The sequence below is a fragment of the Corynebacterium sp. genome, from assembly GCF_030152825.1.
Lineage (GTDB): Bacteria > Actinomycetota > Actinomycetes > Mycobacteriales > Mycobacteriaceae > Corynebacterium.
The window spans coordinates 14,693-38,308 of the sequence record NZ_JASLIP010000013.1; the positions used below are offsets into that span (position 1 = coordinate 14,693).

Here is a 23,616-nt window from a genome sequence, read left to right on the forward strand (position 1 = left end):
CAGGGCCGCCGGCTAGCCGTTAGGCCGTCTTCTTAGGGCGCACCTTGAATCCCATGATGATCGCTTGGATACCGTAGGCAACGCCAAAAATACCCATGACCCACACCATGGAGATCATCGTGGATGTTGGGTTGGCCACCAGGAGGATGGCCAACAGGACGCCGAAGGCTATATTGATGATGCCCAGCCATAGCCCGCCCGAGATGAAGTTCCTATTGCGGATCAGTCCGATGCCCGAAATGATAACGGAGATCGCAACGAACCACAGCACTAGCAGGCTTCCGGCCCAGGCGAAGGACAGGGGGAAGACGAAGATCGCAACACCGGCGATGACACCGGCGATGCCGCCCACGAAAGGCCAGCCCCACTTGGAGTCTTCGACCTTGCGCTCCTGCCAGGCCAGCGTCGCGGTGCCGATCCCCTCTGCGATGAGCCAGATGGCGATGAACACGGAAGCGAGTGTAGCCAGCGAGGCTCCCGCGATAGCCGGGGCTAGGAGCAGGAAAATGCCAAGCAGGACGCCGAGCACCCCGCGGAGGATGAGGATGGTCATAGCCCGTTTGCGTAGCTGATTAAACGCCTCGGTCAAGCCACCGAGGTTCGGCCCCACGCTGGGGTCGAAGCTGTGGCCCCCTGTTGGGTTGTTGTGCATGAGTGAGCTCCTAGTCGCTGTCAATGGTTTAACGCTAATATCCACTGTAGCGCTGGGTAGAGCAGACTTCTGAGGTGCGATGTCCGCGGTTCCCGAGACCGTGGGAGATGGGGCGCACCGCGCGGTCCCATGATCGAGCTAAAGGGCCCGCGACCGAAACTGGTCGCGGGCCCTTTCACGTTCCCTGTTAGCGGCTGCGCCCGTGGATCTCGTTCTGGGCGATGGCCACCCCGCGGCTCACAATCAGCCGCACCGCGTCTGCCGCATCCCCCAGGGATAGTGGCAGCCACTCGAGCTCCTGCTTGCTGAAGGGCTTGAGCACGAAGCTCGCCGGGTCCATGCGCCCCGGCGGGCGACCGATGCCCATCCGTATGCGCACGTAGTCCCGGGTGCCCAGCGCCTGGGTGGTGGACTTCAGGCCGTTGTGGCCGTTCTCCCCGCCACCGATCTTGATGCGCACTGCCGCCGGGTCGAGGTCCAACTCGTCGTGGATCACGATAACGTGCTCGGCCGGGACCTTGAAGAACTTCGCCAGCGCCCCGATCGCCCCGCCCGAGAGGTTCATGTAGCTGCGGGCTCGTGCGATGATTACGGACTGCCCGTCGATCTTCGTCTGGCAGGTCAGCGAGTTGGTGCGCTTGTGGGCGCTCAGGGTGCCCGGCATGGGTGTGAGGTCGTCCAACAGCTCATCGACGGCCAGGTAGCCGATATTGTGCCTGGTGGTCTCGTACTGGGCGCCCGGGTTACCGAGCCCAACGACGAGCCACGGGGCATCCGCGCTGTCAGCAGCCTTCGGGGACTTCTTGGGGGAGGAGTTCTTCAGTTTTCCACACACAGTTGGAATCCTTCCATAGAAAGACCCGCCGCGCTGAGGCGCAAGGTATGGCTCATACCTCGTGCCCGGCGCAGCGGGTGTAAGTTGCGACCCCGGCCGTGAGCTCGCGCTCAGCCGCCGGTGTGCAAGGGGAGGGGATTAGTCCTCGGACTCTGCCGGAGCCTCAGCCTCTTCGCCCTCAGCGGCGGCCTCGCCCTCCTCAGCAGTCTCGTCGTCCTCAGGCAGCTCTTCCTCCTCCGGCTCGACGATGTTGATGACGAGCTCCTCGGCGTTGGAAACCAGGACAGCGTTGGACGGCATCTTGACGTCCTTCGCCAGGATCTGCTCGCCGATCTCCAGGCCGTTGATGTCCAGGACGATCTCTTCCGGAATGTCGAGGACGTCGACCTCGAGCAGCAGGACGTCGACGTCCTGAACAACCATTGCGCCCGGTGCCGGGAGGCCCTCGTGGATGACCGGAACCTCGACCTCGACGCGCTCGCCGCGCTTGACGTTCAGCAGGTCAGCGTGGTCGATGTCCAGGGTCAGGACGTTCTGGTCGATGGCCTTGACCATCACCAGGTTGTCCTCGCCGTCGATGTTCAGCTCGAACACGGCGTTGACGCCCTCGTTACGGACCAGTGCGTGCAGGTCCAGGGTGTCGACGTGGACGTGGACCGGGTCCAGCTCGTTGCCGTAGACAACCAGTGGGATCCGGCCGTCGCGACGTAGGCGACGGGATGCGCCCTTACCGAACTCGGTGCGCAGAACGCCTTCGATACGAGTCAAATCAGCCATGAGTGCTCCTTGGACTAAGAAGTTGAAGTGTAAATATTGCGGTTGCCGCTGCTTTCCTCCTAGCCGGAACAAGCCCCGGAAAAGAAAAAAGCCGCGGTTTCTCGCGGCGGGTGTCCACCCCGCCCAGGTGAAGCCCCTCGAAGAAAAGGATGCCGCATGGCCGGGTAGTTCATCGCGCCGATAACGGCCAGCGTTTGTAGCCAGCCCTCGCCGAGATCAGCACCAATCTTACAAGCTGGAAGGTGGTGGGCGCAAACCCCTCCGGGGAGGGGTCCGAGGCAGGTCGCGGCGAGGTTTCCGAATGGCTTCGGCCGCGCGCTGGACTAGGCGTCGAAGGTGAACTCGCGGTATTGAACCCAGCTTTGATCCACTGTCGAGTGCCGCCCTTTTGCATGCCGGGCGGGGTGGTGGACCGCCGACACAAGGAACGTGATCGAAGCTAAAGATTAGCTGAGAGGTCGCTCGGGGTTCTGCTAAACCCGCCCTACAACAGCAAAAACACCCTCGGCCCCGCCCACAGCGGGCGGAAACGGGGGTGTAGGGCGCAGGCAGGCGCGGGGGACTACTCGAAGAGAGTGGTCACCGAGCCGTTCTCGAAGATCTCGTGGATCGTCTTCGCCACCAACGGGGCCACGGAGAGAACCGTGAGGTTATCCCAGCCCTCGGTGCTCTGCGGCAGGGTATCTGTGGTGATGATCTCACGGGCGCCGCACTCGCTGAGGCGCTCGCGGGCCGGACCGGAGAACACGCCGTGGGTCGTGGCGATGATGACGTCGCCCGCGCCGGCGTTCTTCAGCACCTGGACCGCGCCGGCAATGGTGCCGCCGGTGTCGATCATGTCGTCCAGCAGCACACAGGTGCGGCCCTCGACGTCACCGACCACGCGGTTGGAGGTGACCTTATTGGCTACGTCGATGTCGCGGGTCTTGTGGATGAAGGCCAGCGGGGCGCCGCCCAGCTGGTTGGCCCACTTCTCGGACTCCTTCACGCGACCGGCGTCCGGGGAGACGACCACGATGTTGTCCAGGTTGTAGTTCTCCTGGATGTGCTTGGTCAGGATAGGCAGCGCGTGCATGTGATCGACCGGACCATCGAAGAAACCCTGGATCTGGTCGGTGTGCAGATCCACGGAGACCAGGCGGTCAGCGCCAGCGGCTTTGAACAGGTCAGCGATCAGGCGGGCGGAGATTGGCTCGCGGCCGCGGTGCTTCTTGTCCTGGCGGGCGTAAGGGTAGAACGGGAGGATCGCCGTGATCCGCTTCGCCGAGCCGCGCTTCAGCGCGTCGATCATCAGAAGCTGCTCCATCAGCCAGTCGTTCAGTGGCTGCGGGTGGGACTGCAGGACGAAAGCGTCGGAGCCACGGACGGACTCCTCGAAGCGCACGAAGATCTCGCCGTTGGCGAAGTTGCGCGCCGTGGTGGGAGTCAGCTCGACACCAAGCTCGCGGGCTACGGCCTCACCCAGCTCCGGGTGTGCACGACCCGAAAACAGCATGAGGTTCTTTTGGTTGTCGATCCAGTGAGTGGTGGACACAGATCAGCCTTCCCGAGGATTTGTTTTCTTGTTTCGCCGGTACGTTGCCGCCCGTCGATCCTTGCGTAGGATCTTTGAGGGCGCCACCCGCTCGCCGCAGTGACCAGCTTTACATGAACTGATGATAATTGCCTCGTGTTTAAAGAACCAACGAGGGCTAGGGCTACTGCCCCTGCTCCGGGGTTTCGCCCCCGGGCTGAGGGGTAGTGGCCTCGTTAGCGGCGCGCTGCGCGGCCTCCGCCGCCGGGGTGCCGGGGCGGCGCTTGGCCACCCAGCCCTCGATGTTGCGCTGCTGGCCACCGGAGACGGCCAGGGCGCCGGCGGGGACGTCCTCCTTGATGACGGTTCCGGCCCCGGAGTAGGCGCCGTCACCGACGGTGACGGGCGCGATGAACATCGTGTCCGAGCCGGTGCGCACGTGCGAGCCGATCGTGGTGTGGTGCTTGTTCACCCCGTCGTAGTTGACGAAGACGCTGGAGGCCCCGATGTTGCTGTACTCGCCGATGGTGGCATCGCCCACGTAGGTCAGGTGCGGCACCTTCGAACCGCGCCCGATGGTGGCGCTCTTGGTCTCGACGAAGCCGCCCAGCTTGCCCTCCTCGCCGAGCTCCGTGCCTGGGCGCAGGTAGGTGAACGGCCCGACGGTGGCGCGGGCGCCGATCGTGGAGCTCAGGGCGTGGGTGCGTACCACGGACGCGCCTTCGCCAACGGTGGTGTCCTGCAAGGTCGTATCCGGGCCCACGGTGGCGTTGTCTGCAATCCGGGTGCGGCCCAGCAGCTGGGTGCCCGGCAGGATCGTGACGTCCTGGCCGACCTCCACGTCCACGTCGATGCGGGTGCTGTGCGGGTCCACGATCGTCGCGCCGCCGCGCATCGTGCGCTCCAGCACGCGGCGGTTGAGCTCCTCTCCGGCGCGGGCCAGCTGGACCCGGTCGTTCACGCCCTCGAGCGACGCGGCATCGTTGGCGGTGTGCGCGCGCACTGGGTGGCCATCGGCCCGGGCGATGGAGAGCACGTCGGTGAGGTAGAGCTCGCCCTGCGCATTGTCCGTGTTCAGGCGGCTCAGTGCGTCCCGGAGGATCTCGGCGTCGAAGGCGAAGACCCCGGAGTTGACCTCGGTGATCGCCCGCTGTTCCTCGGTGGCGTCCTTTTCCTCGACAATCTGCATGACGTCGCCGTACTCGGAGCGCACGATGCGGCCGTAACCGGTGGGGTTTTCCTGCTCGACGGAGAGCACCGTCACCGCGGTCGGTACCTCGGTGTGGGAGCGGTATAGCGCGGTGATCGTCTCACCCGTTAGCAGCGGGACGTCGGCGTTGGTGACGATGACGGTGCCGTGGAAGTCAGCCAGCTCCTTCATTGCGCACTGCACGGCGTGCCCGGTGCCGTTCTGCTCCTCCTGGATGGCCAGGTGGATCTGACGGCCCAGGTCTTGGGCCACCTGCTCGCACGCCGGGCCGACCTGCTCGCGGCCGTGCCCGATCACGGCCACCATGTTGCTTGGCTGCGCGCCCGCTGCAGCGTGGAGGCTGTGGGCCAGCAGGGTGCGTCCGCCGATGGCGTGCAGGGTCTTTGGCGTCGCCGATTTCATGCGCGTCCCGGCGCCCGCAGCGAGGATAACGACGGCCAGGTCCGAGCCCGCAGACGTCCCACCAGCTCCCGTGGTCTGGGTTTGCGTTGGCTGGTCGGTGGCTTGGTTCCTGTTCGGAGTGCGCGACACGGCGGCAGCCCCTCCTTGAAAATCGGGTGTGGACGGTCTTGGTAGTACACCAGCATAACCGCCGCGCCGGACAAACCTTCGCGAGCCGGCGGCTGTGTCGCGCCCCGATCAGGTGGGGCCTAACTCTGCCTGGCGGAAACCTCGGGCAGCTTCGCCGCGAGCAGGGAGCCCAGCGCGCCGAACGCGGCCAGAGCGCCGAGCGCCCAGAGGGTCCCCATGAGGCTCAACAGTGCGGTCAGCGCACCGATGAGGAGCAGGATGATGCCCATGAGCGTGTTGGAGACCGAGACATAGCGGGTGCGTTGATCGCCCTCAGCCATGTCCACCACATAGGTCGACCGGGACACCCGGATGGCCGCGTGCGCCACCGAGATACCGAAGAAGGCTACGGGCAGCCACCAGTACAGGGCGTCCTCCCAGACCAGGGCCAGGCCGATGGTGATTAGCAGTAGAACGACGGAGAACAGCGCGCCGCCCGAGAGGGTGTTCTTCGAAGACTTATCCGACAGCGCCCCGGAGACGCGGCCGGCGGCCAGCGAGGCCAGGCCCGCAGCCACGACGAACAGGCCCAGGCCGGTCACGCTCGAGCCAGCCCGGCCCTGCAGCGTGACCAGGAAGGTGGGGGAGAGGGCGGAGGCGAGCATGAGGGAACGGACCAGCACGAAGTTCCGGAAGGGCTTGTCATCCCGCACCAGGCCCCACACGTCGTCCCAGATGGCGCGATTCATCTCAGCGAGGGAGTGGGGCGGCTCAGCGAGGTCCTCCTCGTCCACCGGCGGCTCCTGGATCCCCTTGAAGAGCAGGAAGCTCACCAGCCAGGCACCGGCACCTGCCGCAAAAAGCACGGCGAACGTACCGGGGCTCAGTTTGTCGCGCAGGGCGGCGATGATCAGGCCCACCACGATGGTCACCGCACCCGCGAGCGTCGTCGCGAAACCAGTGACCCGGCCGCGGTAACCCTTCGGCATCGTGCGGCCCTGGATGTCCTTACTCGTCAGCGACACCAGCGAACGGGAGGCGGCGAGCAGCGTGAGGCTGAAGAGGATGAGCAGACCGGCTGCCGTGCCGGAGGTGAACAGGGCCGCGCACATCGCGATGATGCAGCCCAGCGCCTGGCCCAGCGTGCCCAGCAGCAGGATCGGCAGCCGGCGGGAGCGGGCCTGGATCCACGGGCGAAGCCCCGCCTGCGGCAGCATCGACCCGGATTCGCGGATCGGCACCAACAGTGGCGCGATCCAGGCGGGCGCGGCCAGCATCTGCAGCAACCACGGCAGCGTCGTCTTCGCGCTCATGATCTGGTCGCCGATGTTTTGGAAACCAAAGGCCGTGGAGAAGCGCAGCCCGTTCTGTTCCACATTCGGAAGATCGGACTTCGGTGGCTTGCCGATGAGTTTGTGGGACAGGCGCGTCGAAAAAAGCCCCTGCTCGGAGTGAGTAGGGGCCTGAGCTTGTTGGTCTTCGCTCGTCATGCTCCCCCACCAGGACTCGAACCTAGAATGACGGTACCAAAAACCGCAGTGTTGCCAATTACACCATGGGGGAAAGAGCTAGTCGTCGATGATCCCGCAGGACGACGCTAACGGCTTAACACTCTACCCCAAGCCTCGCGAGGGGTGGCAAACCACCGAAGCCCCAGGGCACCGGGAGTCCGCAGGCCACGGGATAGGGGTGTCTGCCCCCACGGCTACACTGGGGCGCTATGAGTACCACGGTCCGCCCATCGGCAAGCCAAAATACGTCCGCACCAGGGAATAGGGGGAATGCAGCCCCCGCGCTGTCGGGTGTGCTTCGGGCCGCTGCGCGCGACTCGAAGCTCAAGGGCCTGGTCACCCACATCGGTGCCGCGCAGTTGGCGATCCAAGGCCCGGACGCGGTGTGGCCCTTCGCCGTCGGCACGGTCGCCCAGCACGCCCCGGTGCTGGTGATCACCGCGACTGCCCGGCAGGCCGAGGACATCACCGAGCAGCTGAAGGCCATGCTGGGCAACGAGGTGGAGCTCATGCCCGCCTGGGAGACCCTGCCGCACGAGCGCATCTCTCCGAACGTGGAGACCGTCTCCCAGCGCATGAAGGTGCTCCGCCGCCTGCACCGGCAGACCGCCGGCGAGCTGGGGGAGTCCGAGCCCCGGATCCGGGTGGTTGTCGCGCCAGTGCGCACGCTGGTGCAGCCAATCCAGGACAGCCTCGGCGCCGTGACCCCCGTCCATCTCGCCGTCGACCAGGAGGTGGACTTCGAGCAGATCCAGCACGAGCTGGTGGAGCGCGGCTACTCCGCGGTGGACGTGGTCGCCAAGCGCGGTCACTTCGCGGTGCGCGGTGGCATTCTCGACGTCTTCCCAGCCACGGGGGAACTGCCCGTGCGCGTGGAATTCTGGGGCGACGAGGTCTCCGAGATCCGGCCCTTCAGCGTCGGCGATCAGCGCACCATCCCAGGTGTTGAGCTCGACGAGGTGACCGTCTATCCAGCCCGTGAGCTGCTCATCACCGACTCCGTGGCCACCCGCGCCGGGGAGCTGGCCAAGGAGCACGCCAGCCACGCTGAGTTGGCGGATGTGTACCACAAGATCAGCGAGAAAATTGCCGTGCCCGGCATGGAGGCGCTGATCCCAAGCCTCCACGACGGCGAGCTGAAGCTGCTGCCGGAATTCCTGCCCGGGGGCACGCACACCATCGTGTTGGCCCCGGCCGCCGTTGAGCGCCGCGCCGCAGACTTGAAGGAGACCGGCGAGCAGTTCCTCGAGGCCGGTTGGGAGGCCGCGGCCATGGGGGCGGACGCTCCCGCCGACGGCGTGGCCTATGTGTCTGTCGCTGTGGCCCGGCATGCTCAGGCTGCCCTGGAGCGGCCGTGGTGGACGCTGTCCCCGCTCGGCATGCTGGACTCCGACGAGGGCTTCGACGGCGACGCCCTCCTGTTGGATTACGACGCCGCGCCCCAGCCCCGCGGCGAGATGGAAGCCATCGAGAACATGATGGCCGATATCCGCACCCGCGTGGAATCCGGTGGCAGGGTCGCCTTCGCCGCCCCAACGCCCACCGTCGCTGCCCGCATGCTGCGCCGCTTCCACGAGGCGGGGATTGCCGCCGAGGCCGTGGGGGTGGACCTGCGCGGACAGCGCGGCATCGGCCGTCAGGCCGCATCCAAGGCGACCCCGGACCAGGAGCCAGCGCCGAAGAAGGTCAGCATCTACCACGCGGTCGCCCACGATGGCCTCGTCTTCCCAATGGCCGGGGGAGAGCAGACCAGCCTGCTATTCCTCACCGAAACGGACGTCACCGGCAACCGCGTGGAGGCGGCAGCGACCGGTAAGCGCAAGCCAGCCAAGCGCCGCAACCGCGTCGACCCGCTGGCCCTGGAGCCCGGCGACCTGGTGGTCCACGATTCCCACGGCATCGGCAAGTTCGTGAAGATGACCGAACGCACCGTCGGCAAGGGGGCGGACGCCTCCCGCCGCGAGTACCTCGTCCTCGAATACGCACCCAGCAAGCGGGGCGGACCGGGCGACCAGCTCTACGTCCCCATGGACCAGCTCGACCTGCTGTCCCGCTACGTCGGCGGCGAGAAGCCCGCCCTGTCCAAGATGGGTGGGGCGGACTGGAAGAACACCAAACGCAAGGCCCGCAAGGCCGTCCGGGAAATCGCCGGGGAGCTCGTGCAGCTCTACGCCCAGCGCCAAGCCGCGCCGGGCTACGCCTTCGCCCCGGACAGCCCGTGGCAGCGGGAGATGGAGGAGGCTTTCCCCTTCACCGAGACCGAGGACCAGTTCAACGCCATCGAGGCCGTGAAATCCGACATGGAAAAGCCGGTGCCGATGGACCGCGTCATCGTGGGCGACGTGGGCTACGGCAAGACGGAGGTCGCGGTGCGCGCCGCATTCAAGGCCGTCCAGTCGGGCAAGCAGGTCGCCGTCCTCGTCCCGACGACGCTCCTCGCGCAACAACACATGAAGACCTTCCGGGAACGGATGCAGGACTTCCCGACCCGCATCGCGGAGCTGAGCCGATTCACCACTCCGTCGGAATCCAAGGAGATCCTTAAGGGCCTGGCAGACGGCACCATCGACATCGTCGTGGGCACCCACCGCCTGCTGCAGACCGGCGTGACCTGGAAGAACCTGGGCCTCATCATCGTCGACGAGGAGCAGCGCTTCGGCGTGGAGCACAAGGAGCACATCAAGTCCCTGCGCACCCATGTGGACGTCCTGACCATGTCCGCCACCCCGATCCCGCGCACGCTGGAGATGTCCATGGCAGGCATCCGCGAGATGTCGACCATCCTTACCCCGCCGCAGGACCGCCACCCCGTGCTCACGTACGTCGGTGCGCAGGAGGATAAGCACGTCGCCGCCGCGATTCGCCGCGAGCTGCTGCGCGACGGTCAGGTGTTCTACATCCACAACCGGGTGAAGTCCATCGAGAAGGCGGCGGAGCACATCCGAACCCTCGTTCCCGAGGCCCGGGTCGTGGTCGCCCACGGCCAGATGAGCGAGGAGCAGCTGGAGACAACCGTGGAAGGCTTCTGGAACCGGGAATTCGACATCCTGGTGTGCACCACCATCGTGGAGACCGGCCTGGACATCTCGAATGCCAACACCCTGATCGTGGAGAACGCCCACCACATGGGCCTATCCCAGCTGCACCAGCTGCGCGGGCGCGTGGGCCGGTCCCGGGAGCGTGCCTATGCCTACTTCCTCTACCCGAAGGGTGAGGTGCTCACCGAGACCTCCTACGACCGGCTGTCCACCATCGCGCAGAACAACGAGCTCGGCGCCGGCATGGCCGTCGCGATGAAGGACCTGGAGATGCGCGGCGCCGGCAACGTCCTGGGGGCCGAGCAGTCCGGGCACATCGCAGGAGTGGGCTTCGACCTCTACGTCCGCCTCGTCGGTGAGGCGGTGGAGGCCTTCCGAGCGATGGCCGACGGCAAGCCGGTAGACGGGCGCGAGGAGGAGAAGAAGGAAATCCGCATTGACCTGCCGGTGGATGCGCACATCCCGGTGACCTACGTGGCATCCGAGCGACTCCGCCTGGAGGCATATCGCAAGCTCGCCGAGGCGCAGGATGAGGACCAGATCGAGGAGGTGCTCACCGAGTTCCGGGATCGCTACGGCGAGCCGCCGGCCCAGGTGACCAACCTCGCGGTGCTGTCCCGACTGCGCTTGATTTGCCGCGACCTGGGGGTCTCGGAGGTCGTGGCGACGGGCTCTCGCATCAGCTTCAGCCCCATTGATCTGCAGGACTCCGGCCAGGTGCGGTTGAAGCGCCTGTTCCCGGGGGCGACGTACCGGGCGACCACCAAGGTTGTGGTTATTCCGGCGCCCAAGGAGGGCGCGGGGATGCGGGCGGTCGCGTTGCGGGATGTGCCGCTGGCACAGTGGTGCGCGAATGCGCTCACCCAGCTGGCTGGGATCCCGGAACGGGACATCAGGGGAGGTAGCACCCCGACGCGTTAGGCCCTCGGTGCGAAAACTTTCGAGTCACTAGAGTAAACTTTAGCCCCATGACAGTCGTACTCCTCGATCCTCGATTCCCCTCGATGATTCCCGTCGACGCCGTGACCCTGCTCAGTGGCAAGGTTTCCTATACGGAGGAAGTGCCGATCCGCATCCGCTGGGTCATCGGCGACCTCGGCGGCCACACGGTCTACGAGTCCGACGTCCTCGTCACCACCGATCTGCGAAACGACCTGGTCGTTGAGCGGATCGAGGAGGGTGACGAGCTGCTGGCCGCCCCGAGCCTGCTGGTGCACCTCGCCCCGGATCGGGAGATCGGGCCACGGGATTCCGGCGAGCTCGCCCCGGCGCACACACCCGCGCTGCCCTCCGCGGAGGCGATCGGCCAGGCGATGTCCGGGATGGGGGAGCAGAACCCGGCGGAAGCACTGGAGTCTTATCAGCAGTACGCCGATGCCGTGGACGACGCCTATCAGCAGTCCGCGCACCTGTACCACCAGCCGAGTTCCCAGCAGGGGGATGCGGACTATGCCGCCGACGCCGCGGCCTCGGCTGCCTATAGCGGCGAGGGCTTCGTCGAGGGCGAGGTTCTTTCCGCCGACGAGCACACGGCCGCCGTGGCGGGCAGCCGCCGCACCGCGCGCACCGAGGTACCCGAGTCCGTCATGGACGAGATCGAGGACGCTGTTGCGCTGATGGCTCGCGCACTGCGCCAGGGCAAGTGGGAGCAGTCCATGACCCACGCAGACCTGGTGCCTTTCCTGCGGGAGGAGACCGAGGAGCTGGCGAGCACCATCGAGCTGCGGGACGTCCTCGCCGCCGTGGGTTCCGAAGACCAGGCCGATGGTGATGGCGAGGTCCCGGAGTGGGCCGAGCAGGACCTCTGCGAGGAGCTTTCGGACGTGCTGCTGCAGGTCCTCTTCCACGCGGAGATCGCTAACCGCCGGGGAGCCTTCGACATTGGGCACGTGGCCGGGGCGTTCGTGGCGAAGCTGCGCGACCGCGCACCGTACCTCTTCGAGGAGGTCGAGCGCGCGGTGGGCATTCAGGAGCAAAACGAGCTGTGGCGTGCCGGTAAGCAGGCCCAGGAGCAGCGCAAGCGTGAAGCGCATGGCCCAGCCTTCCGCGATTACCTGGACCGGAAGGCCGAGCTGAAGCAGCAGGCCACTGAGCAGCAGGCCGATCAGTCGCAGCGTGGCCCGCTGGGCGCGCAGGCCACCGCGTCGGCCGGCAACGCTGGCCAGGGGGCTTCGACGAAGCCGGCCAGCCCCGTCGCTCAGCCCGCTCAGACTGCACACGCGACCCAGGCACAGCCACAGCAGGCAGGGCAGTCAGCCGCAGCCGCGCAGCCAGTTCAGCCAGCCCAGCCGCGCCACACCTCCGCACTGTCCGCGGCCGATGAGGTCATCCGCGAGGCCCGTGAGCGTGGTCTGCGGGATGCGGACATCCCGACCGATATCCGCTACCCGATGGTTGGCCTCGAGCTCGACGAGCCAGGTGGGGCGGAGGATCGCCTGCTCAAGGCGGTTCAGAACTTCCGCCAGCAGCTCGACCGGATGGGACGCTAGAACCTTCGCCGTGCGCCTTTCCGATCTTCCTTTCCGCTCGCAGGACTACCTCAAGGCGATCTTCGACGTCCAGGAGTGGAGCGGCACCGGGGTAGGGCTGACCCAGCTCGCTGCCAAGGTCGGCCAGCAGAACTCCACAGCCTCCGAGGCGGTGAAGCGGTTGGCGGCCCAGGGGCTGGTCAATCACCGCCCCTACGCGCCCATCACCCTGACGGAGCTGGGACATGAGCTCGCGATTCAGATGGTGCGCCGCCACCGGCTGATCGAAACCTATCTCTGCCGCGAGCTGGGCTATTCCCTCGACGAGGTCCACGACGAGGCCGAAGAGCTCGAGCACGCCGTCAGCGAGAAGTTCCTCGCCCGCATCGACGAGCTGATGGGTTACCCGGACCGGGACCCGCACGGCGATCCGATCCCGAACGCGGCGGGGCAGCTCCCCGAAACCGAGTCCTTTCCCCTCACCGAGGCAGCTGCCGGCGATGTGCTGTGCGTGGAGCGGGTCTCCGACTCCGATCCTGACCTGCTCCGTCACTTGGAAAGCAGTGGTGTGACCCCCGGGGTCCACATTCGCGTCGACCCCCGGCCTTTCGAAGCGCTCGCCGAATTCAGTATCGTGTCCGGTACGCGATCCGGTTCGGTGGTGTCCCTGCCCGCCGCGCAGTTATCTGCGGTTCGGTGCATCCGTCCCGCGTAGCCCACCGCCACCGGTATCATTCTTTGCCTATGCCCAAACCACGCCGCAAGGGCGCTACTCAGCGCGCCAGCGGGAAGGAAGTCCTGTGAATCACAACCGCTACGAGCCCGCGGCCTCGGTCCCACGCCGTCGCCGCTCCGGGTGCGCTGTGATGGGCTGCGGCGTCGTGGTGGTAGCCCTGCTGAGCATCATCGCCCTGGTGGGCTTTCTGGTGGCCGCCTTCACCGGAAACTCGCCGATCAAGGCCAATCGTCTTCCCATCCCGGACGACGTCCCGCCCGCCGCGGCAGCTCCCGCGCCGGACATTGATATCCACCAGCCGGGACGCACAGCCAACCAGCTGGCCCGCTGGGCGCGTGGTCAGGTGTCGGAGACGAACATCCCCTACCAGGCCCTGATCGCCTACGGGAATGCGGAGAACATCGCCCGCCAGACTCGCCCGGAGTGCGGGCTGCGCTGGAACACCCTCGCTGGCCTGGGTTTCGTGGAAACCAAGCACGGCTCCTACGCCGGCTGGACCCTGCGTGGCACGAAGCTCAATGATCAGGGCACCGCGGATCCGAAGATTTTCGGTCCCCAGCTCAATGGGGAGAAGTTCGCCCGCATCGAAGACACGGACGGCGGCAAGCTCGACGGGGATAAGGAATTCGACCGCGCGATGGGGCCGATGCAGTTCATCCCCGAGACCTGGAAGCACTACGGCGTGGACGCCAACGGCGATGGGGTAGCGGATCCGCAGAATATCGACGACGCGGCCGCCGCGGCTGCCCGCCTGCTCTGCGACTTCGGCCGCGACTTGAGCACCCCGGAGGGGTGGACGCAGGCGATCCGCTCCTATAACCAGTCGGATCAGTACGTCCGCGATGTGCGCGACGCGGCGGCGAATTACGCGCTGGGCCAGTCCGCCAGCATCATGTAGCGCGCTGTAACGGACTGGCCCACAAAGGTGCGGTTTAGCGCACCGATTCGCGCATAGCCCACTCGACGGCGTCGAGCGGTAGCTCCGGGTCGACGCTGTCGCGAGCCTCGCGCACCGCGGCGAGGTAGGTGCCGTAGTCCGCGGCGGACCAGTCGGAATCCTTCTCCAGGCCCGCGATCTTCGCGCGGTTGGAGCAGATAACCAGCGGCTTATCCTCACCGGCAGCCTGCGGACCGGCAAGGAAGTAGGCGATATAAGAGGCGAACTTCGCCGGCAGGCCGATCTTCGTCAGCGCCTCGTACTGCGCCGCTGGCTCCTTGGACTCCAGGGTTGGGATCGTCTTGAGCAGGCTGGCGGCCTTGGCCTTGTTGCGCAGGAACTGCTGCAACGGCAGCACCGCCTGAAACTGGCCCGCCCCGTAGGCGAAGGCAGCACCGATGAAGTCGATGACCCGATCCCGGGCGTAGCTGGAAGCAACGGCGTCCGCCGCGAAGCGAAACACTTCCGCGCGCGTGATGGAGGCGGTGGCGTCGTCCCGGAAGGGTGGGACATGGCGCAGGTGGAACGGCCAGCCGGACTTCCAGCGGCGAGGGGAGAAGGTGACCGAGTCGTTCATGACCTTCTCGGTGGTGGGGGACACTTTATTTACAGCATCAACGATCTGATTCATGGCCCCATTGTGGCAGAACTTGGCTCGGGGGCGAGGCGTGTGGGGCGATCGGAGGTCGAATGGCGGGAGCATGGCAAAATAGAGGTGGCTAGAATAGTTCCTGGCTTTCGGGCCCGGGGCCGGTGCGATGGCGCCCGGCCCAGCCCGTCCACGCCAGTGGTCAAAGCAACGTCGAATGTGCCTAGGAGGCAGACACAGATGGCCGGAATCCTTAACGTCAGCGCGCTGGAGATCATGGACTCCCGCGGTAACCCCACCGTCGAGGTCGAGGTCATCCTCGACGACGGTTCGATGGGCCGTGCCGCCGTGCCTTCGGGCGCGTCCACCGGTGTCCACGAGGCGCACGAGCTGCGCGACGGCGGCGATCGCTACCTGGGCAAGGGTGTTGCCAAGGCTGTCGAGTTCGTCAACACCGAGATCGACGACGCCCTGGCTGGCCTGGAGGCTGACGACCAGCGCCTCATCGACCAGACCCTGCTGGAGCTCGACGGCACCGAGAACAAGTCCCGTCTGGGCGCCAACGCCCTGCTCGGCGTGTCCATGGCCGCGGCCCACGCTGCCGCGGACTCCGCTGGCCTGGAGCTCTTCCGCTACGTCGGTGGCCCGAACGGCCACGTCCTGCCGGTGCCGATGATGAACATCCTCAACGGTGGCGCGCACGCGGACTCCGGCGTGGACGTCCAGGAGTTCATGATCGCCCCGATCGGCGCGGAGACCTTCGCCGAGGCACTGCAAGTCGGCGCCGAGGTCTACCACAGCCTCAAGGCCGTCATTAAGGCCAAGGGCCTGTCCACCGGCCTGGGCGACGAGGGCGGCTTCGCCCCATCTGTCGAGTCCACCAAGGTAGCCCTGGACCTCATCGTCGAGGCCATCGAGAAGGCCGGCTACACCCTGGGCGAGGATGTCGCCCTGGCCCTGGACGTCGCCTCCTCCGAGTTCTACGAAGACGGCGTGTACAACTTCGAGGGCGGCAAGCACAGCTCCGCCGAGATGGTTGAGATCTACGCCGACCTGGTCGAGCAGTACCCGATCGTCTCCATCGAGGACCCGCTGGACGAGGACGACTGGGAGGGCTACGTCACCCTCACCGAGAAACTCGGCGACAAGATCCAGATCGTGGGCGACGACCTGTTCGTCACCAACCCGTCCCGCCTGCAGGAGGGCATCGACCGCGGCGCGGCCAACGCCCTGCTGGTCAAGGTGAACCAGATCGGTACCCTCTCCGAGACCTTCGACGCCGTGGAGCTGGCACACCGCAACGGTTACCGCACCATGATGTCCCACCGCTCCGGCGAGACCGAGGACACCACCATCGCCGACCTGGCCGTCGCCCTGAACTGCGGCCAGATCAAGACCGGTGCCCCGGCCCGCTCCGAGCGCGTGGCGAAGTACAACCAGCTGCTCCGCATCGAGCGTTACCTGGAGGGCGCAGCAGTCTACGCGGGTCGCTCCGCTTTCCCCCGCTTCAAGAACTAGGGCGAGCGGACTAGAATAGCCCGTTATGACACACCCCTCCCGCGATAACTCGCCCCGCCCCGCTGGCCGCGACCAGCGCGGTGGGGCGAACGCGGATTCCGCGGGCCAGCGCCTGCCGCAGGCGCGCTCCATGGAGCGCAATCAGGCCCGTCGCCGTCGGATGCGGCAGGCACCCAAGCGCGTGGCACGTCGCTTCGTGGCCCTGCCGTCCCGGATGAGTCCGGTTGCCGCGATCGTCGTGATCCTGGTGGTCGGTCTGATGGCCCTGTCCCTGGCCACCCCGCTGCGCAACTACTACGAACAGCGCACGGAGCTGGCCCAGTTGCAGAGCACCATCCAGGAGCAGGAACGCCACAAGGCGGAGCTCCAGGCGGAGCTCAACCGCTTCGAGAATGAGGACTACCTCAAGGAGCAGGCTCGCATCCGCCTCGGCGTGATCGAGCCCGGCGAGTCCGCCTACCGCATCATCTCGCCGAAGATCACCGGGGCGGCGGGGGAGGACGCCCCTGGGGCGGGAAAGAGCCCGTCGGAGCAGGAATACGAGAACAGCCCGTGGTTTAAGAAGCTGTGGGACTCCGTGGCCGTCGAACCTGGGGAGGAAGCTCCGGGCGATGCCGGTAGCGCTCCCGCCGGGCAGGGCGAGGATCAGGACACCGGTGGCAACCCCGAGGGTGGCGAACAGCCAAGCGGCGATATGAAACTTCCTATCCTGCCCGAAAATCAGCCATAATCGCCGGAGTCGGCACGCCCCGCGGAAGAGCTTGGAAGAACCCAAGGCAGCGGGCTTTTTCAAGAGGAGAATGAATGACGGTCAGTCGTGAAGACCTGGACATCATGGCCGCCCAGCTCGGTCGAGAGCCGCGCGGTGCGGTGGAGGTCAGCTACCGAACCCCGGACGGCCAGCCAGCCGTCGTGAAGACCCACCCCAGGCTGCCGGACGGTACCCCGTTCCCGACGCTGTACTACCTCACCGACCCTCGACTGACCGCAGAGGCCAGCCGCCTGGAGGTCGCCGGCGTCATGAAGACAATGCAGGAACGTCTCGGTGAGGACGAGGAGCTGCAGCGGGACTACCAGGCTGCCCACGAGCACTACCTGGCCACCCGCAACGCAATGGAGGACCTCGGCACTGAGTTCTCGGGCGGGGGCATGCCCGATCGGGTGAAGTGCCTGCACGTCCTCATGGCCTACGCGCTCGCCGAGGGGCCGGAACGCCTCCGGCTCGGGACCGAGACCGTGGCGCTGGCCGTGGAGCACGACCCGAGCCTGTCCGGCACCGCGATCCCGGCCGATTGGCCGACCTCCGAGGAGCTGGGGATCTCCCTGGTCCAGGCCACCACCGTGGAGGGTGCGGAGAACACCGGAATGTTCCTGCCCGAGCGCGAACGAGACCAGAGGAGCTAGACACATGGCCCAGGCCGACGCCCCACGTCGCTTCGCCGCGATCGACTGCGGCACGAACTCCATCCGCCTGCTCATCTCCGAGCGGGCGGCCGACGGAACGCTGACGCAGCTCAATCGCGATAACATCATCGTCCGGCTCGGGCAGGGGGTGGACGCCACGGGCGGTTTCGCACCAGAGGCCCTCCAACGTGTCGACGACGCCCTGGCCACCTACGCCCAGCGCATGGTGGATCACAACGTCGAGGACGTGATGATGGGGGCGACGAGTGCCACCCGCGATGCGAAGAACCGCGATGAGTTCTTCGCCATCACCGCCCGCCACCTGGGGCGTATCGTCGACGGCCGCCAGGCTGAGGTCATCAGCGGCGAGCAGGAGGCGGAGCTGAGCTTCGCCGGGGCCGTCGCCGACCTGACGTCCGGAACCCCGGAGCGCATTTGCGTCGTCGACTTGGGCGGCGGCTCCACCGAGTTCGTCGTCCACGACGTCGACGCCGACGGGGACGTCGCGGACACCGGTACGGTCGAGGCCTACTCCGCGAATATGGGCTGCGTGCGGCTCACCGAGCGCTACCTGCACAGCAATCCGCCGACCGCGGAGGAAATCGCGGCGGCGGAGGACTTTGTCGCCGCGCAGCTCCGCGAGGTGGAGGAGCACGTCGATCTCACCGGCGTGACTCGCCTGGTGGGTGTGGCTGGGACCATGACCACCCTCAGCGCGATCACCCAGGGGCTGGATAGCTACCAGCCGGAGAAGATCCACTTGAGCCGCCTGCCGCTGCGCACGTTCCGGGATACCGCCATCGAGCTGCGGGATAAGACCGTCGACCAGCGACTCGAGTGCGGTCCCATGCACCCCGGTCGCGCGGACGTCGTCGGAGGCGGCGCGGTGGTCATCGACGCGGTCGCCAGCCGCTTTCTGGCCCTGGGCGTCGAGGAGATCACGATCAGTGAGAAAGACATCCTCGATGGTATGTTGGCAAAAGTTATGCGCCGAAACGGCGCCTAGAACCCGCGCGCGGTAGTGCGCGGACCCTATGCCCCTATAGCCCAATTGGCAGAGGCAGCGGACTTAAAATCCGCGCAGTGTGGGTTCGAGTCCCACTGGGGGCACGAAAAGCCAGGCCGGAGAGCGTTTCCCCTGCCTGGCTTCGCTATTGGTGTTCGCTATTGCTGCCGGCGACCGTGCACCGCCACTAGTTCTTCTTCCGCCTAGCCGTCCTTTGCTGCCTTCTCTTCGCCCTTGGCGGCCTTCTCCTCGGCCTTGACGGCGGCCTTCTCGACCTTCTTCAGCTGCTTCTCGAGGTTGAAGTCGACCTCCGGCCACTCCAGCGTCATGTTCCGCAGCTCGTTGAGCAGCAGGTAGCGCACGACGAGTCGGGCGTAGTCCTGCTTATCGCTGGGCACGATGTACCACGGGGCGACGCTGTTCGTCTTCTCAATGGCACGGGCATAAGCCTCTTGGTATTCATCCCACTTCTTCTGCACGCCGAGGTCGCTGGGGGAGTAGCGCCAGCGCTGCGCCGGGTTGCGGAGGCGGGAGAGGAAGCTCTTGGTCTGGAACTGCGGGGAAATGTGCAGGAGAACTTTGATGACACGGGTGCCGTCGGCCTCCAGCTTCTTCTCGAAGCGACGGATGGCGTCGTAGCGGCGGTCGATTTCCTCGACGTCGCTGAGCCCCTCCACGCGGGAGACCAGGACGTCTTCGTAGTAGGAGCGGTCGAAGATGGCGATCTCGCCGTTGCCCGGCAGCTCGTGGCGGATGCGGGCCAGGAAGTCGCGGTTGTCGGCATCGTCGATCGACTCGACTGGTTCCGCGAAGGTGGCGACGTTCACGCCTTGCGGGGATACGGCCTGCAGGATCGCGTTGGTGGCCCCGCTCTTACCGGAGGCGTCCACGCCCTGCAGGATGATGAGGATGCTGCCGACCTGCTCGTCGCTGGCGCCGTTGGCGTAGAGCTTGGCCTGCTCGGCGCGCAGCTCCTCGGCGATCTTCTTATAGGCCTTGTTGATCCGCTTCTCGAACTTCTCGCCTTTGCCCCGCACCCCCGGGGTTTCGCGAGGGTCGAATGACTTGAGGTCGATGTTGCCCTTGGGCGCGCGCAGCCCGAGAGCGTTGTTCATTCCAAAGCTCATAGCCCCAAGTTTACCCGCTCGGGTGGCTTTGCTCAGCTCGACCGGGATGGTGCAGCTCGCGGGCTGCTCATTAGCATGGTGAGCATGGATAACGCAGCTTTGAATCAGAACCATTCCACCTCCAGCAACAGCGGCAATCGGCCCCTCGCGCTGATCACGGGCGCGTCCCGCGGCATTGGCCGGGCGATCGCGGAAGATCTTTCCCGCGATCACCGACTCATCCTGTGCTGCTCCTCGGATGCCTCCGCTCGAGGCCTGCGGGCGGATTTTCCGGACGCCCAGGTGGTTGCGGCGGACCTGTCTGAACCCGCGGCGTTGGCGGAGGTTTTTTCTTCCGACGTCGCCCCGCAGAGTCTCGACCTGCTGGTGCACTCTGCAGGCGTGACAGGGCATGCTCCCCTCGCCGAGGCCCCGTTTCAGATGTGGCGAGAGGTGCTCGACGTCAACGTCATCGCCGTGGCCGAGCTGACGCGCTTGCTGCTGCCGGCGCTGCGTGAGGCGCGCGGCATGGTGATTGCCATCAACTCCGGGGCGGGGCACAACTCCGGCCCTGGCTACGGGCCCTATGCAGCCTCAAAGTTCGCGCTCAAGGCGATCACGGATGCCCTGCGCGAGGAGGAGCGGGGGAAGGTTCGGGTCAGCTCCGTGCACCCTGGGAAAGTGGATTCGGATATGCAGCGCGAGCTGCAGACTCAGGCCGGGAACGATAGCTACGACCCGGGTGTGTACGTCCGGGCGGAGGACATCGCCGCCGCGGTCCGGCTAGCCGCGGAGATGGGGCCTGAGGCCTGCCTGGAGACCGTGAGCGTGCGACCGGTCGTGAAATAAGGGCGCGGGACCGCTGCTGAGTACGCTGCGAGCGCTTCTTGGTGGCTGGCGTTCCATCAAGAAACCCTCCTCGGGGAAGGAGTGAACTAGCCCCCGAAAGTTGGACTGGTTTAATTCTAAGCCGTGAGGGGTTCAAGGGTCTGATTCCGATACTGCATCGGGGTCAGGCCCTTGAGTCGTTGTTGGACGCGTTCCGTGTTGTACCACCCGATGTACTCGTCGATGTACTCGTCGATCGCTTGGTTGAACTCTGCGACAGTGCCGAAGACTTCACCGTGATACATCTCGGCTTTCACGTGCCCGAAGAAGTTCTCCATGACCGCATTGTCGTAACAGTTAGGTTGATGAGACCCATTCCGATCGAACCACAAACGCGCCCAACGCGATGAGGCTTCAATATATAGGATTACCTATCTTCCATAATTACACCCGGCTATATGATGAATCTCCAGTTAACCTTCGCATTGAGCCATGGACAGCAACTAGATCAGATGCTAAACAATAGTTGGTCGGCAAGGGTCGACTAGCCTACCGCTCAAGGAGAGTGCTCGTGAATGTGACCACACTCAAGAAGTCGGCAGCGGCAGGCACAGCAGTCATGCTGTCGCTCGCCCTGACAGGCCATGCTGCTGCTACGCCTACTGGCGAGATCGAAACAACGGAGACTGCGGTTTCCACAGTCCACGATGCTCAACATGGTGCAGCCACCATCACAGGAAGCAGTATTGCTCCGACACCAGAGCTATCAGCCCGCTCCGCCACCACAGAGCAGCAGAGTGGATACTCCATCGAATCCGCAGAGGAAGGGGACTCCTTCTCACAGGTCGTCACTATCGATGACGCCAACTCCCCGGACACCTACGCGTTCGACTTCGACCTTCCCGAGGGGTTCACCCTTGACGAAGCCCCCGACGGCGGCGCGTTCTTCCGTTCAGAAGAGGGTGAGGCTGCAGGACGCATCAAGGCTCCATGGGCAGTCGATGCACAGGGAAAACAGGTCGATACTCACTTCGAGGTGCAGGACAACCGCCTTGTCCAAAAGGTAGATCTAAGCCCTGATCTGCAGTACCCGGTGACCGCAGATCCTGATGGAGCCTGGGGATGGACCAAGTGTGTGGCGGCTGTTACCGCAGCGATCGCCGTTCCCGCCGGGGCGGTCCTCAAGCTAGCCAAGTTCGTGAAGGCAGTCGGCAACGTCAAGGAAGCAATTCAACTGCTGACGGGAGCCACCTCTAATGCGGAGAAGCTAGAGGGAGCCCTCGCGGCTGCTGGGGCTACTGCTGCCGAGCTTCTGGGCATCTCTGCTATCCAGGACAACTGCTGACACCTTGCACCGGAGGAGATGACATGACCGCAAAGCTCTTTGGTGCACCTGTGGCCCTGTTGGTCATAGGCTGCCTGCTGATCGCGATGTCGGATGGGCCGACATCATGGCGTGCAGTGGTTGGCTTCGTCTGCCTTGCGCTCGCACTGCTCGGAGCGGTTCTCGCTTTCGCAAAGCGACGGGGCGAGCCGGCAGTGGTCAGCCTCACCGACAGCGAGAAAGAGTTCCTACGAGGAGAGTTGAACAGCGAAGGGCTGGCGAGTGCTGCACGCCAGCTGCGCCGCGAGCACCCCGAGGTCACACTGACGCAGGCAAAACGCACTCTGGACACGCTCTGACCTGACTCGTTAGCCTCATCTTTTCGCCCCTGAAGGCTGGTACTTTTCAGCCGCCAGGGGCGATTATGCTGTTGCTGCAACAGTGAAAAACTGCGCCCATGCCACGGAGCAGAGAGCGGTGCATCACGACACAGAGCGATCAAAAATCCACGCCACATAACGATCACATCCACAGTCGTTTTCCAGCAAGACGAACACTTGTGAACAATACTGATTGGATGGTCTAGACGTGGGCGAACAGAATAAGCGTCAGATCGTGGGCTACGCCCGCGTCTCGACCGAAGAACAGAACCTCGACCGGCAGATCGAGGCCCTGGGCGAGGTCGACCGGTTGTACTCCGAGAAGATCTCGGGCAAGGACATGAGCGGACGGTCGCAACTGCAGGAGATGTTGTCGTATGTGCGGCAGGGCGACACTATCCGGGTCAAGAGTCCGGACCGGCTCGCCCGGTCCACCACGGACCTGCTGAACTTTATCGAGCGGATGAAGACAGCAGGGATCACGGTGGAGTGAACTAGCCCCCGAAAGTTGGACTGGTTTAACTCTAGGCGGTGAGGGGTTCAAGGGTCTGATTCCGATATTGCATCGGGGTCAGGCCCTTGAGTCGTTGTTGGATTCGTTCAGTGTTGTACCACCCGATGTACTCGTCGATTGCTTGGTTGAACTCTGCGACGGTGTCGGAGACTTCGCCGTGGTACATCTCGGTTTTCACGTGGCCGAAGAAGTTCTCCATGACCGCGTTGTTGTAACAGTTGGCTTTAGGCGACATCGATTGAACACCACCGTTGTGGCCGATCAGGTTGCGCCAGGAGGAATGCTGGTACTGGAATCCTTGATCGGTGTGCATCATCCACCCGGGTTCAGGTGCACACGCTGCAATCGCTTTGGACAAAGAATCGGTGGTCAACGCTGTCGACGGTGATGTGGCCACGGTGTGAGCGACGATTGAGCGGTCGAACAAATCCATCACCGGTGACAGGTAGACCTTGCGGCCTGCGACTCTGAACTCGGTGACGTCGCTGACAAAGGCGGTGTTTGGCTTGTCTGGGGTGAACTTGCGGTCAAGTTTGTTGTCAGCGATGTGGCTGATCGTCCCGGTGTAGGAAACATAGGGCCTGCGTTGGCGGATCTTGGCTCGCAGCCCCATCTGGTGCATGAGTTTGTAGACGAGTTTGTGGTTGACCGCCCAGCCTTGGTTGCGCAGGTCAAGGAGCACTCGTCTATAGCCGTAGCGATGCTTGTTACGTTCGAAGCTTTCCCGGATCGCGTCCTTGAGTGCTGCGTGTTTATCCGG

At 65.2% G+C, this 23,616-nt stretch carries 21 protein-coding genes, 2 tRNA genes and 1 pseudogene; 13 read left to right on the forward strand and 11 right to left on the reverse strand.

What is annotated here, in order from left to right; genetic code table 11:
* Positions 1 to 19 precede the first annotated feature (19 nt).
* From Q1V78_RS02240 to Q1V78_RS02270, 7 genes are all read right to left on the reverse strand, one after another.
* A complete protein-coding gene (locus tag Q1V78_RS02240; RefSeq protein WP_300611164.1) occupies positions 20 to 652 on the reverse strand; it encodes an HdeD family acid-resistance protein in 633 nt (210 codons plus the stop codon).
* Between the two features lie 187 nt (positions 653 to 839).
* Complete coding sequence (gene pth, locus Q1V78_RS02245; RefSeq protein ID WP_300611198.1) at positions 840 to 1,475, reverse strand: aminoacyl-tRNA hydrolase; 636 nt, start codon at positions 1,473 to 1,475, stop codon at positions 840 to 842.
* Between the two features lie 150 nt (positions 1,476 to 1,625).
* Positions 1,626 to 2,264 carry a 50S ribosomal protein L25/general stress protein Ctc gene (locus Q1V78_RS02250; RefSeq protein ID WP_300611166.1) on the reverse strand — a complete coding sequence of 213 codons (639 nt, stop codon included), beginning with the start codon at positions 2,262 to 2,264 and terminating at the stop codon, positions 1,626 to 1,628.
* A 562-nt stretch (positions 2,265 to 2,826) separates the two neighbouring features.
* On the reverse strand, positions 2,827 to 3,798 hold the full coding sequence (locus tag Q1V78_RS02255; RefSeq protein WP_300611168.1) for a ribose-phosphate diphosphokinase: 972 nt from the start codon (positions 3,796 to 3,798) through the stop codon (positions 2,827 to 2,829).
* A gap of 163 nt (positions 3,799 to 3,961) precedes the next feature.
* Positions 3,962 to 5,428 (reverse strand): bifunctional UDP-N-acetylglucosamine diphosphorylase/glucosamine-1-phosphate N-acetyltransferase GlmU, encoded by a 1,467-nt coding sequence (glmU, locus tag Q1V78_RS02260; protein WP_300611201.1) that lies wholly within the window; start codon positions 5,426 to 5,428, stop codon positions 3,962 to 3,964.
* A gap of 209 nt (positions 5,429 to 5,637) precedes the next feature.
* Complete coding sequence (locus Q1V78_RS02265; RefSeq protein WP_300611170.1) at positions 5,638 to 6,987, reverse strand: MFS transporter; 1,350 nt, start codon at positions 6,985 to 6,987, stop codon at positions 5,638 to 5,640.
* Between the two features lies 1 nt (position 6,988).
* A tRNA-Gln gene (locus Q1V78_RS02270) sits at positions 6,989 to 7,060 on the reverse strand.
* Positions 7,061 to 7,217: 157 nt separating this feature from the next.
* On the opposite strand from Q1V78_RS02270, the gene mfd reads away from it, so the two are divergent.
* From mfd to Q1V78_RS02290, 4 genes are all read left to right on the forward strand, one after another.
* On the forward strand, positions 7,218 to 10,967 hold the full coding sequence (gene mfd / locus Q1V78_RS02275) for a transcription-repair coupling factor (RefSeq protein ID WP_300611172.1): 3,750 nt from the start codon (positions 7,218 to 7,220) through the stop codon (positions 10,965 to 10,967).
* A 47-nt stretch (positions 10,968 to 11,014) separates the two neighbouring features.
* A complete protein-coding gene (locus Q1V78_RS02280) occupies positions 11,015 to 12,535 on the forward strand; it encodes a MazG nucleotide pyrophosphohydrolase domain-containing protein (RefSeq protein ID WP_300611174.1) in 1,521 nt (506 codons plus the stop codon).
* A 10-nt stretch (positions 12,536 to 12,545) separates the two neighbouring features.
* Positions 12,546 to 13,229: a metal-dependent transcriptional regulator gene (locus Q1V78_RS02285; protein ID WP_300611176.1), complete on the forward strand. Its 684-nt coding sequence runs from the start codon at positions 12,546 to 12,548 to the stop codon at positions 13,227 to 13,229.
* A gap of 151 nt (positions 13,230 to 13,380) precedes the next feature.
* Positions 13,381 to 14,148 carry a lytic transglycosylase domain-containing protein gene (locus Q1V78_RS02290; RefSeq protein ID WP_300611204.1) on the forward strand — a complete coding sequence of 256 codons (768 nt, stop codon included), beginning with the start codon at positions 13,381 to 13,383 and terminating at the stop codon, positions 14,146 to 14,148.
* A gap of 34 nt (positions 14,149 to 14,182) precedes the next feature.
* Here the strand turns inward: Q1V78_RS02290 and Q1V78_RS02295 are convergent, their stop codons facing one another.
* Complete coding sequence (locus tag Q1V78_RS02295) at positions 14,183 to 14,818, reverse strand: hypothetical protein (protein WP_300611177.1); 636 nt, start codon at positions 14,816 to 14,818, stop codon at positions 14,183 to 14,185.
* Positions 14,819 to 15,016: 198 nt separating this feature from the next.
* Between Q1V78_RS02295 and eno the strand changes: the two genes are divergently transcribed.
* The 5 genes from eno to Q1V78_RS02320 all read left to right on the forward strand — a co-directional run bounded on the left by eno (position 15,017) and on the right by Q1V78_RS02320 (position 18,808).
* Complete coding sequence (gene eno / locus Q1V78_RS02300; RefSeq protein ID WP_300611179.1) at positions 15,017 to 16,294, forward strand: phosphopyruvate hydratase; 1,278 nt, start codon at positions 15,017 to 15,019, stop codon at positions 16,292 to 16,294.
* 25 nt (positions 16,295 to 16,319) lie between these two features.
* Positions 16,320 to 17,024, forward strand: a complete 705-nt coding sequence (locus Q1V78_RS02305; RefSeq protein ID WP_300611181.1) for a septum formation initiator family protein — start codon at positions 16,320 to 16,322, stop codon at positions 17,022 to 17,024.
* 74 nt (positions 17,025 to 17,098) lie between these two features.
* Complete coding sequence (locus tag Q1V78_RS02310) at positions 17,099 to 17,698, forward strand: DUF501 domain-containing protein (RefSeq protein WP_070758619.1); 600 nt, start codon at positions 17,099 to 17,101, stop codon at positions 17,696 to 17,698.
* Between the two features lie 4 nt (positions 17,699 to 17,702).
* Positions 17,703 to 18,704, forward strand: a complete 1,002-nt coding sequence (locus tag Q1V78_RS02315) for a Ppx/GppA phosphatase family protein (RefSeq protein ID WP_300611184.1) — start codon at positions 17,703 to 17,705, stop codon at positions 18,702 to 18,704.
* Positions 18,705 to 18,734: 30 nt separating this feature from the next.
* Positions 18,735 to 18,808, forward strand: a tRNA-Leu gene (locus tag Q1V78_RS02320).
* A gap of 99 nt (positions 18,809 to 18,907) precedes the next feature.
* Here the strand turns inward: Q1V78_RS02320 and Q1V78_RS02325 are convergent.
* Positions 18,908 to 19,831, reverse strand: coding sequence for a PPK2 family polyphosphate kinase (locus Q1V78_RS02325; protein ID WP_300611186.1), 924 nt, complete (start codon positions 19,829 to 19,831; stop codon positions 18,908 to 18,910).
* A 75-nt stretch (positions 19,832 to 19,906) separates the two neighbouring features.
* Here Q1V78_RS02325 and Q1V78_RS02330 point away from each other — a divergent pair, with 75 nt between their 5' ends.
* The gene (locus Q1V78_RS02330) at positions 19,907 to 20,659 is read left to right on the forward strand and encodes an SDR family oxidoreductase (protein WP_300611188.1); all 753 of its coding nucleotides are present in this window, start codon (positions 19,907 to 19,909) and stop codon (positions 20,657 to 20,659) included.
* Positions 20,660 to 20,775: 116 nt separating this feature from the next.
* Here the strand turns inward: Q1V78_RS02330 and Q1V78_RS02335 are convergent.
* Positions 20,776 to 21,009 (reverse strand): annotated as a pseudogene (locus Q1V78_RS02335) (IS3 family transposase); the annotation flags it as partial.
* A gap of 206 nt (positions 21,010 to 21,215) precedes the next feature.
* Here Q1V78_RS02335 and Q1V78_RS02340 point away from each other — a divergent pair.
* From Q1V78_RS02340 to Q1V78_RS02350, 3 genes are all read left to right on the forward strand, one after another.
* Complete coding sequence (locus Q1V78_RS02340; RefSeq protein ID WP_300611190.1) at positions 21,216 to 21,983, forward strand: hypothetical protein; 768 nt, start codon at positions 21,216 to 21,218, stop codon at positions 21,981 to 21,983.
* A 23-nt stretch (positions 21,984 to 22,006) separates the two neighbouring features.
* Positions 22,007 to 22,321: a hypothetical protein gene (locus Q1V78_RS02345; protein ID WP_300611192.1), complete on the forward strand. Its 315-nt coding sequence runs from the start codon at positions 22,007 to 22,009 to the stop codon at positions 22,319 to 22,321.
* 229 nt (positions 22,322 to 22,550) lie between these two features.
* Positions 22,551 to 22,835, forward strand: a complete 285-nt coding sequence (locus Q1V78_RS02350) for a recombinase family protein (RefSeq protein WP_300611194.1) — start codon at positions 22,551 to 22,553, stop codon at positions 22,833 to 22,835.
* Positions 22,836 to 22,866: 31 nt separating this feature from the next.
* Here the strand turns inward: Q1V78_RS02350 and Q1V78_RS02355 are convergent.
* A partial coding sequence (locus tag Q1V78_RS02355; RefSeq protein ID WP_300611196.1) for an IS3 family transposase occupies positions 22,867 to 23,616 on the reverse strand: 750 nt, incomplete at its 5' end.